Origin of the sequence: Pseudomonas sp. NBRC 111139 (assembly GCF_001753955.1) — a bacterium.
Taxonomy (GTDB): Bacteria; Pseudomonadota; Gammaproteobacteria; order Pseudomonadales; family Pseudomonadaceae; genus Aquipseudomonas; species Aquipseudomonas alloputida.
The window spans coordinates 47,248-61,197 of sequence record NZ_BCBP01000034.1 but is presented as its reverse complement, the minus strand read 5'-3'; the positions used below and the strand labels follow the sequence as shown (position 1 = coordinate 61,197).

General features: G+C 57.1%; 20 protein-coding genes. 14 read left to right on the top strand and 6 right to left on the bottom strand.

The features are described 5' to 3' along the window. The first annotated feature begins 7 nt into the window (after positions 1–7). Positions 8–298 (top strand): hypothetical protein, encoded by a 291-nt coding sequence (locus tag BJQ17_RS13670; RefSeq protein ID WP_023383757.1) that lies wholly within the window; start codon positions 8–10, stop codon positions 296–298. A gap of 159 nt (positions 299–457) precedes the next feature. Further along, complete coding sequence (locus tag BJQ17_RS13665) at positions 458–1,117, top strand: hypothetical protein (protein ID WP_023383758.1); 660 nt, start codon at positions 458–460, stop codon at positions 1,115–1,117. Positions 1,118–1,212: 95 nt separating this feature from the next. Here the strand turns inward: BJQ17_RS13665 and BJQ17_RS13660 are convergent, their stop codons facing one another. Continuing rightward, positions 1,213–2,070, bottom strand: a complete 858-nt coding sequence (locus BJQ17_RS13660; protein ID WP_004574800.1) for a hypothetical protein — start codon at positions 2,068–2,070, stop codon at positions 1,213–1,215. A gap of 253 nt (positions 2,071–2,323) precedes the next feature. On the opposite strand from BJQ17_RS13660, the gene BJQ17_RS13655 reads away from it, so the two are divergent. After that, complete coding sequence (locus tag BJQ17_RS13655) at positions 2,324–3,382, top strand: tyrosine-type recombinase/integrase (protein WP_023383760.1); 1,059 nt, start codon at positions 2,324–2,326, stop codon at positions 3,380–3,382. 49 nt (positions 3,383–3,431) lie between these two features. Here BJQ17_RS13655 and BJQ17_RS13650 read toward each other — a convergent pair whose 3' ends face one another. Next, on the bottom strand, positions 3,432–3,923 hold the full coding sequence (locus tag BJQ17_RS13650; protein ID WP_175442733.1) for a hypothetical protein: 492 nt from the start codon (positions 3,921–3,923) through the stop codon (positions 3,432–3,434). A 539-nt stretch (positions 3,924–4,462) separates the two neighbouring features. Here BJQ17_RS13650 and BJQ17_RS13645 point away from each other — a divergent pair. Together BJQ17_RS13645 and BJQ17_RS13640 are read left to right on the top strand one after the other, a co-directional pair. Then, positions 4,463–5,326: a hypothetical protein gene (locus tag BJQ17_RS13645; protein ID WP_023383762.1), complete on the top strand. Its 864-nt coding sequence runs from the start codon at positions 4,463–4,465 to the stop codon at positions 5,324–5,326. A gap of 19 nt (positions 5,327–5,345) precedes the next feature. Beyond that, the gene (locus BJQ17_RS13640) at positions 5,346–5,807 is read left to right on the top strand and encodes a hypothetical protein (protein ID WP_023383763.1); all 462 of its coding nucleotides are present in this window, start codon (positions 5,346–5,348) and stop codon (positions 5,805–5,807) included. A 38-nt stretch (positions 5,808–5,845) separates the two neighbouring features. On the opposite strand, the gene BJQ17_RS13635 is transcribed toward BJQ17_RS13640, so the two are convergent. Further along, a complete protein-coding gene (locus tag BJQ17_RS13635; RefSeq protein WP_023383764.1) occupies positions 5,846–6,544 on the bottom strand; it encodes a hypothetical protein in 699 nt (232 codons plus the stop codon). A gap of 203 nt (positions 6,545–6,747) precedes the next feature. Between BJQ17_RS13635 and BJQ17_RS13630 the strand changes: the two genes are divergently transcribed. The 4 genes from BJQ17_RS13630 (at position 6,748) to BJQ17_RS13615 (ending at position 7,933) form a co-directional block, all read left to right on the top strand. Further along, positions 6,748–7,011, top strand: coding sequence for a hypothetical protein (locus BJQ17_RS13630; RefSeq protein WP_041925797.1), 264 nt, complete (start codon positions 6,748–6,750; stop codon positions 7,009–7,011). Positions 7,012–7,022: 11 nt separating this feature from the next. Then, positions 7,023–7,271: a hypothetical protein gene (locus BJQ17_RS13625; RefSeq protein ID WP_023383766.1), complete on the top strand. Its 249-nt coding sequence runs from the start codon at positions 7,023–7,025 to the stop codon at positions 7,269–7,271. A gap of 139 nt (positions 7,272–7,410) precedes the next feature. Next, entirely contained in the window at positions 7,411–7,635 is a 225-nt protein-coding gene (locus tag BJQ17_RS13620; protein WP_023383767.1) for a hypothetical protein, read from the top strand. 34 nt (positions 7,636–7,669) lie between these two features. Further along, on the top strand, positions 7,670–7,933 hold the full coding sequence (locus BJQ17_RS13615; protein WP_060500574.1) for a hypothetical protein: 264 nt from the start codon (positions 7,670–7,672) through the stop codon (positions 7,931–7,933). A 79-nt stretch (positions 7,934–8,012) separates the two neighbouring features. Here BJQ17_RS13615 and BJQ17_RS13610 read toward each other — a convergent pair whose 3' ends face one another. Then, complete coding sequence (locus BJQ17_RS13610; RefSeq protein WP_041925798.1) at positions 8,013–8,741, bottom strand: hypothetical protein; 729 nt, start codon at positions 8,739–8,741, stop codon at positions 8,013–8,015. 110 nt (positions 8,742–8,851) lie between these two features. Between BJQ17_RS13610 and BJQ17_RS13605 the strand changes: the two genes are divergently transcribed. Genes BJQ17_RS13605 through BJQ17_RS13585 form a run of 5 tightly spaced genes read left to right on the top strand, consistent with a single transcriptional unit; the run spans position 8,852 to position 12,535 of the window. Further along, the gene (locus tag BJQ17_RS13605; RefSeq protein WP_023383770.1) at positions 8,852–9,649 is read left to right on the top strand and encodes a DsbC family protein; all 798 of its coding nucleotides are present in this window, start codon (positions 8,852–8,854) and stop codon (positions 9,647–9,649) included. 36 nt (positions 9,650–9,685) lie between these two features. Next, positions 9,686–10,384, top strand: coding sequence for a type-F conjugative transfer system protein TraW (gene traW, locus BJQ17_RS13600; protein WP_023383771.1), 699 nt, complete (start codon positions 9,686–9,688; stop codon positions 10,382–10,384). Further along, complete coding sequence (locus BJQ17_RS13595) at positions 10,381–11,418, top strand: TraU family protein (protein ID WP_070096178.1); 1,038 nt, start codon at positions 10,381–10,383, stop codon at positions 11,416–11,418. The genes traW and BJQ17_RS13595 overlap by 4 nt, the downstream gene beginning before the upstream one ends. Beyond that, positions 11,366–12,097, top strand: a complete 732-nt coding sequence (gene trbC, locus BJQ17_RS13590; RefSeq protein ID WP_224459419.1) for a type-F conjugative transfer system pilin assembly protein TrbC — start codon at positions 11,366–11,368, stop codon at positions 12,095–12,097. Before BJQ17_RS13595 ends, trbC begins: the two co-directional genes overlap by 53 nt. 42 nt (positions 12,098–12,139) lie before the next feature. Next, positions 12,140–12,535 (top strand): hypothetical protein, encoded by a 396-nt coding sequence (locus BJQ17_RS13585; RefSeq protein ID WP_023383774.1) that lies wholly within the window; start codon positions 12,140–12,142, stop codon positions 12,533–12,535. Positions 12,536–12,576: 41 nt separating this feature from the next. Here the strand turns inward: BJQ17_RS13585 and BJQ17_RS13580 are convergent, their stop codons facing one another. Beyond that, positions 12,577–12,957, bottom strand: coding sequence for a hypothetical protein (locus BJQ17_RS13580; RefSeq protein WP_023383775.1), 381 nt, complete (start codon positions 12,955–12,957; stop codon positions 12,577–12,579). Positions 12,958–13,037: 80 nt separating this feature from the next. Continuing rightward, complete coding sequence (locus BJQ17_RS13575; RefSeq protein ID WP_023383776.1) at positions 13,038–13,934, bottom strand: recombination-associated protein RdgC; 897 nt, start codon at positions 13,932–13,934, stop codon at positions 13,038–13,040. Positions 13,935–13,950 lie beyond the last annotated feature (16 nt).

Below are 13,950 nucleotides of genomic sequence, written 5' to 3'. Positions count from 1 at the left end.
AACCGCTATGACCGATCAAGTGATGCACATTTTCGCGCCCGACCAGTCCAAGATCACCCCGTTCATTACCAAAGTGGAGATGCTATTGGGCGGGATACCTCAGGTGATGTTCCCTGACGGCACCCTACAGTTCGCTGATCAGGACCAGCGGCCAGTGATTCTATTTTCGCCGCGGTTACCCGAGCCTGAGCTGGAAGAGTTCTGCCGCCTCAACATCAAGATGTACGAGCAGCATTACCAGCAGCACAAGGAAGCCATCGACAATTTTGAGACCCGGCCTATCACGCAGTTTTGGTGATGCCCAGACCGTTGCCAGGCGGGTGGGCTAACCCAGCGGGCCAACTCGCCGTTGCAGCACTCGATCTTCCCAGGTCCATGATCCCCGATCGCGCCATTGCCCGGATTTACCGCTCTGTGTTGCACATCTCCGGTTATACAGCCAACAGGAGATTTCCCAATGCAACATTTTCAAAAAGCAGCAGTGGACCGCACCGATCGTCAAGCGATGATCAGCTTCCTGGCTGGCCATTATCGCTATGACACCATGAACTCTTGGAACCGCGCCACGAGCTACGCTCACTGCGTGAAGATCCATGCCCTTGGCCTGGATCGGGAGCAGACAGAGAAGGCCTTTGAGCTGCTCAATGTCGACTACTGGGATGACTTGTCTCTGGTGATCGAGGACTTCGTCGTGGAAATGAATGGCGAGTTCACCATCAGCAGTAATGGCCGATCGAGCGGGTATCTGGTGCTCATGAAAAGCCAATGGGAATCCACCGGCTATCAGTCCTACTGCAAAAGCTGCTCTCAGCGCAATTACCAAGCCTGTACCGAAGGTAACAATCGCTGCGGTCGCTGTGGCGCCGAGGGTGATGCAGGTCGTTTAAACTTCCAGCATCCACCCAAAACGCTTCGTGTCTCTGGCCAGGCGTTGGACCAGGATGAAGACTTCAACGAATGGTCTCTGGACCAGCTCGCGAACCGAGTAGAGGTCGTCGAGGCATTTGACAATGCTTGTGACAGTATCCGCTCAACCTTCATCGACATGCTGAGCCTGAACGTCGTCGAAGAAACAGTGCTCATTCCGCAGAAACGCTATGTGCTGAAGTCGGCATAGCACCTACGAACGCTCCATCCGCCGCTGGTCTTCGGACTGGCGGTTTTCTTTTGCCCAAAGAAAAGCCCCGACACATGGTCGGGGCGGGTAGAGCGTTATACCTCCTCGGCATCAGCCTCAGGGTCTGCGATCAGCCGCAGCAAATCAGCGACAGGCAGAGAGCAGAGCTGGCGCATGTCGTCGTTCATGTCTTCCAGTCGTTGACGCAGGCCCTGGAGCAACTCGTGGAGCTGCTTTTTCTCCAGAAGGTTGACCGCCATGACCAAGACTCGCCATACCAGCTCGGATTCTTCATCGAGAGTGTCGGTGCGTTTGCGAAGATCCGCGAAGAAATCGAGGATCTCACTGCTGTCCAGGTGGTCGTAGACGCAATCCGGACTCCAGGTGACCTCGGTACCGTAATCAGCCGCGAGCGCAGCCGTGACCTGGTCACGCAGTTGCGGCATCGAGGCCCAGTCCCATACGCCGAGTTGCGCGGCTTTGGTGAGTGTTTCCTGGACGGTGTTCAGCGTTGCAAGCATCTGCGGGAAGAGCAACCGTCGGACTGACTTCGAACCTTCCCAAACAGCTACCTGCAGGGCATTTTGCATGTTGGTTGGAGAGGACCCACGGCGATTAGCTTCCAGCAACAGCTCACGGAGCAAGGCATCGAGCTCGTTCGGCGTGCTGCAGTCGGGTTTGATTGTTGTCGTCTGCAGTAATTGCAGCGTGACCTCGCGGCCGTGAGCATCCAGGCAGTGGAACGTGTCGTCGACCCAGCGGCCAGCCGACAGTGCCTCAGCAGTGATCAGCGTCTCGCAGTTGCTCGACCACAACAGGCGAAGCAGGATGACTGTCGAACCTGATTGCTCGACCTCCGCAGTGCAGCGCGTGGTAAGCCCGGGCAGCGTCAGCTGCACGTGGGAGGCGCTGTGCAGCAGGTTGATGAAGCTGATGAGCGATACGTTGTTCATGGCGAACTCCTGAAAGTAGTTGAACTTGCCCTCAGGGATGCCACACACGCACGAATACCCCCCTCCCTTGTTCTGTGCTCTTGAAGCCGCCGGTCCCTCTCGGCCCGCAAAGCCGGCGCCAGGCACGCCCCCATTCTGTCAGTGAAAAAACCAGGCGAGTACAAATGTTCTCCACTACACTTCACCGACATGCAATTAACAGTCAGAGCAGGCCGACCTAGCTCCCGTCCATCCTGTACCTCCGGAGTCGCCCATGAGCGCTACTGAAGACCTCTTCAAACCTGACAGTCCTTCTTGGAATGAACGGCCTAAGGAGACATTCGACCACTGGATCAGCCAGCAAGCGGGCAGAGGAACCTCAGCCCGCATTCGAATATCGTCCGCGGAGGTCTATCGCTCGCAGTGGGGCCGGTTTGTCGACTGGATTGAGCAAAAGAGCATTAAATTAGACGAAGTGGATGCAAGCGATATTTCAGACTTCCTTGATAGCCTAACCCCTGAGATCGAGAAGAACGAAAAGCGAGTTAACAATAGGCCGCAGCGCGACCGGTACCGCAAGCTAATACAACGAGTGTTGGCCGACCTGTTCAAGGAAAAGGAAGAGCCAGGTTTCCTCAACCCGGCGGCGCAGGCGTTGAGGGCTGAAGGGGTCAAATGGAAGGATGTCGACGGCAACCTGCCTACCAGCTTTCTGCGGCCCCAGGAAGCCGAGCTGCTGGCCAATCACCTGGTGGCGCCGCTGACGGCACAGAACGAGCGGGGGCGGTGGCGCGAGGCGCGGGATCGGGCGATGGTGGGTCTGTGCGTGGGGGCCGGGCTCAAGGTGCAGGACATCGTCGGCCTGACTGTTAATTGCATCACCCCGCAAGCCGCCCCATGGATCACCCTTTCCTATGCGGATTCGAAGTTCGAGCACCGGACCAAGCCGTTTGACTACGCCGCCCGGGCGCTGGCCACCTGGTTGCACATCCGCCAGCAGGCCGGTACCGAGGGCGACCTGGTATTCCCCAGCGACATCACGCCGGTGATCAAGAACGGTCGCAAAATCACCTCGATCAACCCGTCGACGGTGAACCGGATCACCGAGGCCGTGATCGTCGAGTCTGGGGTGAAGGCCATTCGCGATCCTGAGCATCGAGCTAGCCCGCAGACCCTGCGTAATACGTTTGCGGCTGAGCTGTTCGAAAGAGGGGAAACGCCGGCCCTGGTGGCGGAGTGGATGGGCTTTGCACAGCCCGTGTCGGCCGAGAGGCTTTATGAGTCCTGGAAGCTGTGGCGGCAGACCATCAAAGGCACAGAACAAGGGGAGTAAGTGGGCTAGGCAGAGGCGTGACCACCTCCGCCCAAAGGGCAGCAGACGCTTACGCGGACTGAGGAGCCTCGGCCTCCACGTCGCACACGCTGATGTGCACGTGGCCAACGGCAGAGGCATTCAGAGCGATGCGGACTTCGCGGCAAACATCCTCATAGTAGGCGTCCCGCACTTCACGGAAGGCCGAGAACAATGTGAAGAGGCCAATCATAGGAACTAGCAGGTATCGCGCCACCTCAATGATTTTGGTCAACCCCGCAGTGATCTCAGCAGGACTAGCAGACTGCAACGCAAAAAGTGCTCTGGTGACTGCTTCGGGCTCCAACAATGTCGCAAGCAGCACTAAAGCGAAAACGGCCGTTGGCAAGGCTGCAAGGGCTCCGCGCAGGGTTCGAGTCAAGGCGCCCATCACAACGATCAGGGCTTTGACGTACGTCCGAGGATCTCGCCGCACGCGGCTTCGCATCTCCTGGTACTTCTCCATCGAGAGAGAACCCACCCCTACACCGTTGACCTCCACCGTGACTTGCTTCTCGCTCATGCTCATATCCTGTGCTCCTAGTGGGGATTATTGGTCGGCCGCATGGCCAACCTGAGCAGGATAGCATTTAGATACAGTCGGTGTATGTGTTCGTGTTATAGCATCTAGGCCCAGGCCCAGCGGGTGAGACGCGCCTGATTCACGAACGCCAGAAACCACAAGGCCCACTACGAAGTAGCGGGCCTTGTGGTCGCAAGTTCAACCTTTCGGTTGATTTTCCCAGCCTTTCAGGAGATTGGGTCGGTTGAGGCTTGTTCGCCTACATGGGGCCTATTAAACACTGGTTTCGCTGGCAATGCAACATGGAACTATAAAAATATGCGAACGAGCGGTCAGAGCGCCAGAAAGCCCGTAAATACGCCGTTTCCGTTGGGTATCGAGGCCAGAGGGAGTGCCTAACTACCCTCCACTCGACCCGCGAGATACTCACAGTATCGGAATGGACAAACTGAATGCATGCATTCAGAATCATGTGGCGTATAGGTACGAGTTATTGACCGCGCGAGCGCGACTTCCGCCTCAACCCAATAGGGACAACGATGGCCACCATACTCTCACACGACCAGCAGCAACGCCGGGAACACACCGAGCTCATCATGCAGCCTATAAGCCGAGCCAAGCCTCCAACCATCAGCAAAGAGTCGACGCTCTGCGAAGTATTCATCAAAGAGTTCAACCAGATCAAAGGATGGACGTGTTATCCAGAGGCTGCAGGGTTCGATGTGCTGGTGGTCAACGACGACGGCCGCCAGATCGGTGTCCAGGCAAAGCTCTCGCTGAATGCCAAGGTCGCTGAACAGATCCTTCCCAATCAAGGCGACGACTTTTGGGAAAGTCCGGGCCCAGATCACCGCCTGGTCATCGTCAGCAAAATCACCGATGCCAGTGCTGGCATTGCCAAGATGCTCCGTCGGCTTGGAGTCAAAGTACTCTGCCCATATGAGTCATGGACAGCACAAGGCTACGTGCACACGTTCGGACTTGATCATCGGCTCTTTTATGCAGAGGGCAGCGCAGGCTCTGATGAACGTATGTTCGATTGGTGGCCCTCAGTGCGCTGCCGTGTACCGGCCATCGTAACCTCCTTGCCGGCTGGAGTTCCAGCCCCGGTTCGACTCACGCCATGGAAAGAATCGGCACTGAAAGTGGTGGTCCTGATGCGTAAGCAGGGATTCATCACGGCCAAGCAAATCGCATCGTTCGGAATAGGCGTCACCGCATGGACCCAGCCGGCCGGCAGCAAGAGACCCTGGCTCGCTAAAAGCCAAATCCGCGGTCAGTGGGTGGAAACTGAACACATGCCCGGCTTCGACAAGCAGCACCCTGATATGTACGCCAAAGCGCTTGCCGAGTACGAAGCCGAGGCGGCGAAATTACAGCTGATAGCCCCAGCAGCAAACTGAATGACTGATGAGAGAAAGCATGAACTTTGAAACCCGAAAGAAAAAGCTAATGGACATAAGGAGGTGTGCGCTGGACATGCAGAACGGGACCCTTCCACCGTCCATGATGGCAAGCCTTCTCGCCTCTATTTCCACTGCCATCATTGTCGGAGTCATCATGAAACAGGACCCACTTTTGGTAGTAGGCACCAGCCTTGTGGTTGCCCTGCTGGTTTACTTTCGAGCCCCATTTTCTAAGTCGTGGGCCGAGGCTCTTGATAACCGGCTAACCGACTATGAGCCAATCGACCATGAAGCGTACGCCACTTTTCACCATGCGACACGTGAGCGGGGCGGCCTCGATCTTCCTGCGGTGTTCAGTTGGATAGAGCAGGAAATGACTGCTCTCTCCGCTATCACACCGAAAGTCCCAGATTGCGCAGCCCACAAGTTCATCAGCAAGCCAGTCAAGCCAGTGGCCAATGATCGCAGCCAGGAATAGCAGGCTATGAGCGCTCTTAGCTCAAGGCACTTGTCGTTCTAATCAGGTTCACCATAGGCCGGCCTAAGGAACGGCTGCCAATTCTCGGCTCCCTCGATGTCGACGGCCTGGCCCGCAGCGGAAATTTTAAAGCTCAGTTTTCGCTTATCGGCCACCAGAAGCCCCCTGTTTGCTAGTCCTCGGGCAATGCCAAGCACGACCAGGAGAGGAGGGTAATAACTTCGCCCGATCCATGGCTCAAATGGGTCCAAGAATTCGTTTGGCTGCTGTTGCCCCTGGTAAAGAATGCGCAGGGCAGTGAGCGACATCGGCTTGCTGGCAGGGTCAATTTTTGGTTTTTGCATAGGCAAGCCTTTCAGCACTCTGGCGACCCTCCTGCCATCAGTTGTAAGCCTGACATAAAGAGACATGAGATCGCCCAAACCGATCAGCCGGTGATCCGTGTTCAGCAAGCCGCGGCTTTCCAGGGAATGCCACGTTGAGCCGGCGCCATGACCGACCAGTTTCATCTCCGCGAGCGCGTACCGTAACGGGCCATCGTACGTCATTCTTCGGACCCGACCGTCAGGACCATATTCCAGCCACCGCCATTGGCTCGCTGGCGCAGAGCCTGGCCCAGAATTCGCCTGCTCGGCCCGCTGATCTTCGTCATACGCCACCACGAGGTAGGCACGCTGGCGCTCGTTGAGCGACTCAGCGATCTCGGTTATTCGGGTGATCAGCTTTTCCTGGGCCATGATGCTGCTGAAAATTTGGGCACTTCCTTAACTTAAGCACCGCCGCCGAGCTTTGCCTTGCCGGGCGATCGCCGGCCTGGCCGAACGCGTATACACCACTGAATCACAACCACCGTCTCAAACCGGGGCAGCTTTATAGCTCGATGCACACCATCTCCGGAGACCAGGTCACCCGCATAGACCTGCTTTTCCAGGAGATCAGTATGTCCAAGCAAATCCAAGCAAATCAAACTGCAGTTCTGGTCGCTGACCGTGAGCAAGGTACGATCCTCGCCGCACTTCGCCACTACCAGGAGTTCCTCCGAAGTGGGGCGTCAGCTGCTCCGGGCCTGCTTGATATCGCAAGCAATTCCGGTCAGCTCACGCCCCTGTCGACCCAAGAGATCGAAGTGCTGTGCGAGAAAGTAAATTTCGGGTCGACCCTCAAGGAGCTCGAATCGTTCGTCGCCAACGCAAAAGCTAAGTGAAGGGTGGCGGTATGCATCCGATCATTGAAGCCTCGCGGCTTATGAAGGGCGCGCAGATCACGCGGAAAGCAGCGGTACATGCCAATGGGGGGACTATCTTCCTCTGGGAGCTCTCAACTGGTGACACCATTGAGACCATACGTTCAACCCATGGCTTCAGTTCAACCGCGTTGAAGGCCATCCCCTTTATCGATCGCGTCAATTACTACAGCGCCATGCGTGGCACCAAGGTAACTGGTAGCTACCAGCTACAAGCTTAGAAACGCTCCATCCAACCCGGCCATGCGCCGGGTTTTTTCATGTGGGTTTATAGAGAGCTGAGACTCATCTCCCGAGGCAAGTTCAACGCCTTACGGCAAGACAAGTGCCCTGGCACACCTCACATGAAAGGAGCAGGCAATGGCCACTCTCACCGCAGTTCAAGCGAAGAAGAAAATCGATGATCACCTGTTGAAAGGGGCGGGCATCTACGCCTACCACCCGAAGCTGGGATGTCGCTACTTCAAAGCACGTGTGTCAGGCGAAAAGCTGGAGGTCTGGGACGGATTCAGTTGGTTCGAGGTACCTCGCGAGACGAAGTTCAACAACGGCCATGGATCCGCGGGTGACCTGTTCACTTTTTGATTTGCCAGCAAAAAACGCCTTTCAGGAGAAACACATGAACACCCGCACCCCTATCGCGAAAATGGGCAAGAACATCAATGCTGCCGAAGTCGAATTTAAAGTCGCCCGCAGTTTTTACAAAGTAGAAGTCCCTGCCGGTACCCGCTGCTGCTACCTCGCCGGCGGAACCAACGGAGGACGCTGGGTCGTTGACGACCTGTCTTTCCTCAATCCGAACTCTGCCGTGTACCACGATGCGGACCACTACGGGATTCCGGTTCCAGAAACCAACGTAATTGAGGATCCACGCCGGACGTGAGTCGGCTGGACTCTTGCGAGTTCTCCAACTCTGCATAACTGCTTCACCCGCCCTCGAATCTATTGGTTCGGGGGTTTTCTTATGCCACCGACTGTTCCCAGGAGCTGGGCGCCGTATGAAGTGCCCCTTCCTCCGCCAGCATCTCGGCGCCTTCGCGCTCGATCGCTCCCGCAGTAGATACCTCAGGCGTTAGCGGCAGCTGGCAATCACCGCACACCAGGTTGAACTGGTCGCCGCCGAGCACAGATTTGTTGCAGCCAGCACATGTGTATTTCGTTCTGGCCCAGACTTTTTTTTGCGCGCTTCGGCGGCCAGCACCAGCAGGCCCGGCCGCACCCGCCAGATTGATGTTCAGCCCCTGATCGTGAAGCTCGCGGATGAGGAGGCTCAGGCCCCCGCCTTCGAGAAGGTAGTGCGACACCTTCTGCCCGATCACTTGGCCACCAGGCAGGCCGGTACTGGACGGCTGCAGACCGATCTCGACCATTTTATCGGCCCAGACCTGGTCGTGGTAGGCCCGCCGCGGGGGCTGTCCGGAGTGCTGCCGGTACTGATGACAGGCTTGATGCGCCAGCGATTCGATCATCTTGCTGCTCGAAAGGTGCGCCCCAACGGCGATTTGGTCCAAGGCCGGGCAGAGCTCCCCGCTCGGAAGAGCGCCAGGCCGGTAATGGCCTTCAGACCCTTGGCGTGTCGAGAATCTGATTTCACAGCCAGGTAATGACCCGGAAAAGAAGCGCTCATTGATTGCCTGATAGGCGTGGTGCAGTTGCTGCAACGGGTGAGATGGCGGCTTTGCGGTATCCATAACTCTCTTTTAATACTCGCTGCGTATAGTCACGAGTTGTCGGTATTGCTAGTATATGGTCACACGTACACATAATTCTACCGGCACCATTTATAAATCTGAGGTAACCGATGAAAAAGCTCGTTGTCGCTATCGCTCTCGCCAGTTGCTCGCTGGCTGCATTCGCCCAGGCCGAGTCGCCTGCACCCGAGGTTGCTCAGGCCCCTGCCGCAGCCACCGCTCCAGCAGCTGCGGCAGCGGCGCCAGCTGCTGACATCGAGATCATGACCGTGCTCAACACGCTCAAGGGCAAATACCCCTCCACCAACTTCACCAACGTAGAGCGGGCGCCGATCGATGGCCTCTACGAAATTACCATGGGCAAGAACATTGCCTACACCGATGCCTCAGGTCGCTACCTGTTGTTCGGCAGCGTTTACGACATGCAGACTCGCAAGGACCTGACGGCACCCAAGCGAGCTGCAGCTGAGAAAATCGACGTTTCGAAGTTTCCGCTGGCAGACGCGTTCACTCGCGTAAAGGGCAACGGCTCCCGCAAGCTCTATCTGTTCTCTGATCCTGACTGCCCGTACTGCAAGAAGCTGGAAACGGAGGTCCTCAGCAAGTTGGACAATGTCACCATTTACACCTTCATGTATCCGCTGGAGTCGCTGCACCCGCAGGCTCGCGCCAAATCTGAATCGGTCTGGTGTCTGCCTGAGGCTGGCCGTGCTGCTGCATGGGAATCCTTGGCGCAAGGCACCCAGCCGCCGGCGAAGAAATGCGATAACCCAATCGAGCGCAACATCGCGCTGGCCGAAAGCATTGGCTTCCAGGGTACTCCCGCCATGGTGAGCGAAGACGGTCGGAAGATGCCGGGGCTGGTATCGGCCGAGCGGCTCGACGCCTGGCTCAACGGCGGTTCCTGATCTCCCGCCAACAGTCTTCTCCACGTGGCCATCTCGATGGCCACGTTGGTTTCTGATCACCTGATCGTCATGAGCCCCGGGCTGGGCATTCTCATTGGAGTTGTGATGAAGCTACGCCGCTTATGCGCATCCGCTTTCCTTACCGCCCTCTACCTCGCGTCATCCACTGTTCATGCCGAAGAGCTCGGCAAGTACGGAAACACCTGGGAGATCCAGGAGCAGGATGCAATCGACATGATCCAAGGTCGGTTGAAAGCGATGGACAAGAAAGGCGAACTCGACAAGTTCTGGAACGACTACCGCGACAAGCAGTTGGCCGGAGCAGAAAACCCCAAGCCGGTACCCGGCATTGGGCCCGTCGTTGAGCCGCAGATCAGGATGTACGACCCGACCTACACGTACCCTGAGACCGTCAAAGATCATCTGGGTAACATCCTGGTGCCGGCGGGCACTCGCATCAACCCGCTGGACCACATCACCCTCAGCAAAGCGATCATCTTCATCGACGCTCGCGACCCGAAGCAGCTGCAGTACGCCAAGAAGCGCACCGATGAGCATCCCCGGGACAAAGTGATATTGGTCGCGGGTTCGTTCCTGAAGCTCAACCGGGAGTGGGGTCGCCCGGTCTACTTCGACCAGATGGGCATCCTCACGAAGAAGTTCGGGATCGAGCGCGTTCCCGCGGTCCTGACCCAAAAGGGCAGGGAACTCCAGATCGAGGAGTTGAAGCTATGAAGAAACTGCTTATGGCCCTGGGCTTTGTGGCAACGGCCCTGCTCAGTACGGTCAGCTCTGCCGATGAAGGCGTGTGCACCGGTAAATTCTTGAACCTGATTTCGGACGTCTGCTGGTCCTGCATGTTCCCGATCAAGCTTTTCGGTTCAACGGAGCTCATTTCCGATGGCCAGGAAGACTTCGACAGCGGGAACAAAAGCGCATTCTGCACGTGCGATAACCCGCCCAAGGTCGGCATTCCCACCTCGTTCTGGGAGTTCGACATGATGACCGACGTTACCACGGTGCCTGGATGCTTCCCCTTGCTCGGTGGGGTGAAAGTCAACGTAGGCGTCAACGCAGATGCATTCGGCTACATCTCTGACGATCAGAGCAGCGGCATCGGCAGCACCCGCGACTCGTTCATGCAGGTCAACTTCTATATCAACCCGGCCATGTATGTGATGGGCGCCATCCTGGACGACACGTGCATGGACAACCGCGGTATCGACGTGCCCTGGATGTCTTTCGCGGACCCAACCCACAACGATGACGAACTCGCCGGCATCCTGACCCCCTACGCGTTCCCCTTCGGGAGCATGCTGGCGATCGGGGCCATGTCCGCCGATGCCGTTGCCGCTGCTACAGGCTTCCCACTGTCCACGATCTTCTGGGCCGCCGGCTCCTACGGTCACATGTACCCGCTGACCGGTCGGAACGAGGCGCACCTGAGCATGGAGCAAACCGCCCGGCTGCAAACCACGCGAATCCTCGCGAAACTCCATGCCGCGGGTACCCAGTGGGCGGCAATGGGAGGTGACGCAATGTGCGGCTACTACCCGCAGATCATCATGGACAAGCGGCAGTACAAGCTGACTCGCCTCTACCCCAAGCCTGAGACCGCAAAAATCGCAGGCAAGTGCTGCTCTCCAATCGGGCGGTCGACAATTCTGACCGAATCGAACACTGAGTTCCCTCTCCCAGGATACAAGGACTTTGGCTATGGCATTTTCCGTAAACGCGACTGCTGCGGCGGCGCTACTCTTAGCAACTAGTTTCTTCGCCGTGCCTGCCGTGTCCCAGCAGCTGGAAATGCCTTCCAACGAAGCTATCCAGAAGATCATGCAGGAGCAGGCGGCATCTCGAAGTGCCGCTCTGAACGGGAAGATTGATCCGGTGAAGCCGGGCACGTTCAAGGCCACGGTACCGGTCATCGACGCCCCAGCGCCCACCAAGACCGAGTCGCTTGACGACGTCATTGCGCGATTCAACGCCGCAAAACAAGGTGCAAAGGGTGGCCACGGCGCGAACGACTTCATCATCTTCGTGTCGTTCTCGATGCCCAAAGACAGGCTTGAGCGGCTGGCGCAACAAGCTCGCGAAACCGGTGCTGTCATGGTCGTGAGAGGGTTCAAGAATGGCTCCCAGATGCAGACCAAACAGGCTGCGCTGGAGGTGAACAAGGCCGGTGTGCCGTGGGAGATCAATCCCAATCTGTTCAAGGCCTTCAAAGTGGAATCGGTACCAACGTTCGTCGTGGCGTCTGCAGAAGCAGAGTCCGTTCTGGACGATGGCTGCTCACCAGATGCCACCTTCACGTCGATCACCGGCGACATCAGCGCAATGTTGGCCCTGGATACCATCCGCCTCCGTGCGCAGCCTGAGATCGCAAAGCTTGCCGAGGCCAGGTTGCAGAAGATCTACAAACAACAAGCCCCTGGCACCGTCCACTGATCACGATCGAGCCCGGCATCGCGCCGGGCTTCTGGTGAAACTATGCAAACTGAACTGACCACCATTGCTTGGGAGCCTGGCTTCCAACTGAACCTGAGCTCCTGGGCTGATTTGGAGATTGCGAAGCGTCGTGGAGAAAGCCCAGGCGAACTATCAGCATGCGCTTTGAATTCCTGCATCTTCTACCTAGGCGCCTATGTCATGACTCGCGACCTGGTCGCACACGTCGAAAAGGGCATCACCTGGAACGCGCAGGTTTATGAGGCATGGAACTATGGCCGCTGCCAAGAAATTCACAAAATCTGCCGAGGGCTTGCACCATCAGATGCCGACGCCCTGTTGCATGCTAGTGGGTATGCGGACGTCAGCCTGGATGAGCTCAGCGACGCCTCGGACGAAGCAGTCCAAGAGGCATGGGCCGCGCTGTACGGCGAGTAATAAAAAACCCGGCCTCAGGAGAGGCCGGGTGCTGTAAAACGTTAATCAGCTTGAGCCAAGCGCCCAGAACCGAATGCCACACGACGGGCCACTGCATTCCATTCCTGCACAGTAACCAGCATGCTGGAGCGGGCCTTCTCGTGACCGTTTACTGTCTGGCGATACTGCAAGCGCACAAAGCCAGGCGTGACACTTGGATACCCTTCGAGCTCATACACGTTACGAAAACCGTCAACATCGATGTTGCTGGCGGTGTAGATCTGCGAGAAGAACATCCTGTAATAACCGGCCTTTGCCAGCATCACAGCAATCTCGCAGAGCAGTTTCAAGCGCATGCAGCACGCGGTGATGAACAGTACGAGTTCAAGCGACAGAGCTTGAGCCTTACGTTTGCAAACATCGGTGTCGATAGTCAGTTTCATGGTCATTCTCCCGGGTTGAGTGGCTAAGCCTTGCGTTTGCCTAGTACCCGGTAATGCACATCACGCGACTACAAATCGGATTATCCCTGTGCGGCCTCCTCACCGCCGAGCGCTTCCATGAGAGCGGGTACGAGCTTTGCCAGCACGCCGGCGTAAGTCAGAAACATCGCGCCGAATGCAGCCTCCTCTTCCTCCTCATCGGGAATCTCTTTGTTCACGTTTTCGAGGAAAACAATGCGCTTGAGTGTCGACTTGTCAGTCAGCACGAAGGACACCTCTTCATTGAACGTCATGGCCAACCGTACGGGGCGCCGACCTTCGAGGAGGTGCTGTCGGATCTCCTCGCGCTCCAGGCTGATCGAGGCGTAGCCCACCTTAGATTTTTCAAGGTCCAGCCCCTGCAGGTTGACCTCACGGTCGACCGTGAATTCGTCGGGGGATTCGTTGTTCATCAACCAGGTGGCCATCGCAGAGGAGGGGTCCATCGAGGTTCGAATCAGTGATGCAGGGATATCGATGGCGTCATGTATTTGAGTGACGACATCATCGGCTTTCGCCGGTGAGCCACAGTCGATGCCGATCAGGCCCGCCGAAGTATCGATCCACACCTTCTCAGTGCTCTGTGACTCGAATGCCCTGGGCAAGAGCTCGATAAACGCCTCTTCCTTCATCGCCTTGAGCTGGTCCCGGCTCGGCTTGTAGCCCTTCTCGGAGAGCATCTTGGCCGCCTTCTTCGCCACGTGTCGCTGCAATACAGGCTCGGGTACCTTCTTTTCTTCAAAGCACAGATTTAGCAGGATCTGCTTCTGCACCTCGAACACGAGGCCACCGCCAACCCGGGGCTCCACCCAACCCTGGGTTTTGATGACGCTACCCGTACAGGGAGTGAATGCCCTTTTTTCCAGACGTTTCGCAAGCTCGGCCGTAGACAAGCTCCAGGGCTCAGTAATCCGGTAGAGGTGAAGGTTCGAAAACATGATGCAACTCACTCCT

Bases quoted from the DNA above. Each gene is read 5' to 3' on its own strand.
- BJQ17_RS13670 (WP_023383757.1), top strand. From the start codon at position 8: ATGACCGATCAAGTGATGCACATTTTCGCGCCCGACCAGTCCAAGATC.
- BJQ17_RS13665 (WP_023383758.1), top strand. From the start codon at position 458: ATGCAACATTTTCAAAAAGCAGCAGTGGACCGCACCGATCGTCAAGCG.
- BJQ17_RS13660 (WP_004574800.1), bottom strand. From the start codon at position 2,070: ATGAACAACGTATCGCTCATCAGCTTCATCAACCTGCTGCACAGCGCC.
- BJQ17_RS13655 (WP_023383760.1), top strand. From the start codon at position 2,324: ATGAGCGCTACTGAAGACCTCTTCAAACCTGACAGTCCTTCTTGGAAT.
- BJQ17_RS13650 (WP_175442733.1), bottom strand. From the start codon at position 3,923: ATGAGCGAGAAGCAAGTCACGGTGGAGGTCAACGGTGTAGGGGTGGGT.
- BJQ17_RS13645 (WP_023383762.1), top strand. From the start codon at position 4,463: ATGGCCACCATACTCTCACACGACCAGCAGCAACGCCGGGAACACACC.
- BJQ17_RS13640 (WP_023383763.1), top strand. From the start codon at position 5,346: ATGAACTTTGAAACCCGAAAGAAAAAGCTAATGGACATAAGGAGGTGT.
- BJQ17_RS13635 (WP_023383764.1), bottom strand. From the start codon at position 6,544: ATGGCCCAGGAAAAGCTGATCACCCGAATAACCGAGATCGCTGAGTCG.
- BJQ17_RS13630 (WP_041925797.1), top strand. From the start codon at position 6,748: ATGTCCAAGCAAATCCAAGCAAATCAAACTGCAGTTCTGGTCGCTGAC.
- BJQ17_RS13625 (WP_023383766.1), top strand. From the start codon at position 7,023: ATGCATCCGATCATTGAAGCCTCGCGGCTTATGAAGGGCGCGCAGATC.
- BJQ17_RS13620 (WP_023383767.1), top strand. From the start codon at position 7,411: ATGGCCACTCTCACCGCAGTTCAAGCGAAGAAGAAAATCGATGATCAC.
- BJQ17_RS13615 (WP_060500574.1), top strand. From the start codon at position 7,670: ATGAACACCCGCACCCCTATCGCGAAAATGGGCAAGAACATCAATGCT.
- BJQ17_RS13610 (WP_041925798.1), bottom strand. From the start codon at position 8,741: ATGGATACCGCAAAGCCGCCATCTCACCCGTTGCAGCAACTGCACCAC.
- BJQ17_RS13605 (WP_023383770.1), top strand. From the start codon at position 8,852: ATGAAAAAGCTCGTTGTCGCTATCGCTCTCGCCAGTTGCTCGCTGGCT.
- traW (WP_023383771.1), top strand. From the start codon at position 9,686: ATGGCCACGTTGGTTTCTGATCACCTGATCGTCATGAGCCCCGGGCTG.
- BJQ17_RS13595 (WP_070096178.1), top strand. From the start codon at position 10,381: ATGAAGAAACTGCTTATGGCCCTGGGCTTTGTGGCAACGGCCCTGCTC.
- trbC (WP_224459419.1), top strand. From the start codon at position 11,366: ATGGCATTTTCCGTAAACGCGACTGCTGCGGCGGCGCTACTCTTAGCA.
- BJQ17_RS13585 (WP_023383774.1), top strand. From the start codon at position 12,140: ATGCAAACTGAACTGACCACCATTGCTTGGGAGCCTGGCTTCCAACTG.
- BJQ17_RS13580 (WP_023383775.1), bottom strand. From the start codon at position 12,957: ATGAAACTGACTATCGACACCGATGTTTGCAAACGTAAGGCTCAAGCT.
- BJQ17_RS13575 (WP_023383776.1), bottom strand. From the start codon at position 13,934: ATGTTTTCGAACCTTCACCTCTACCGGATTACTGAGCCCTGGAGCTTG.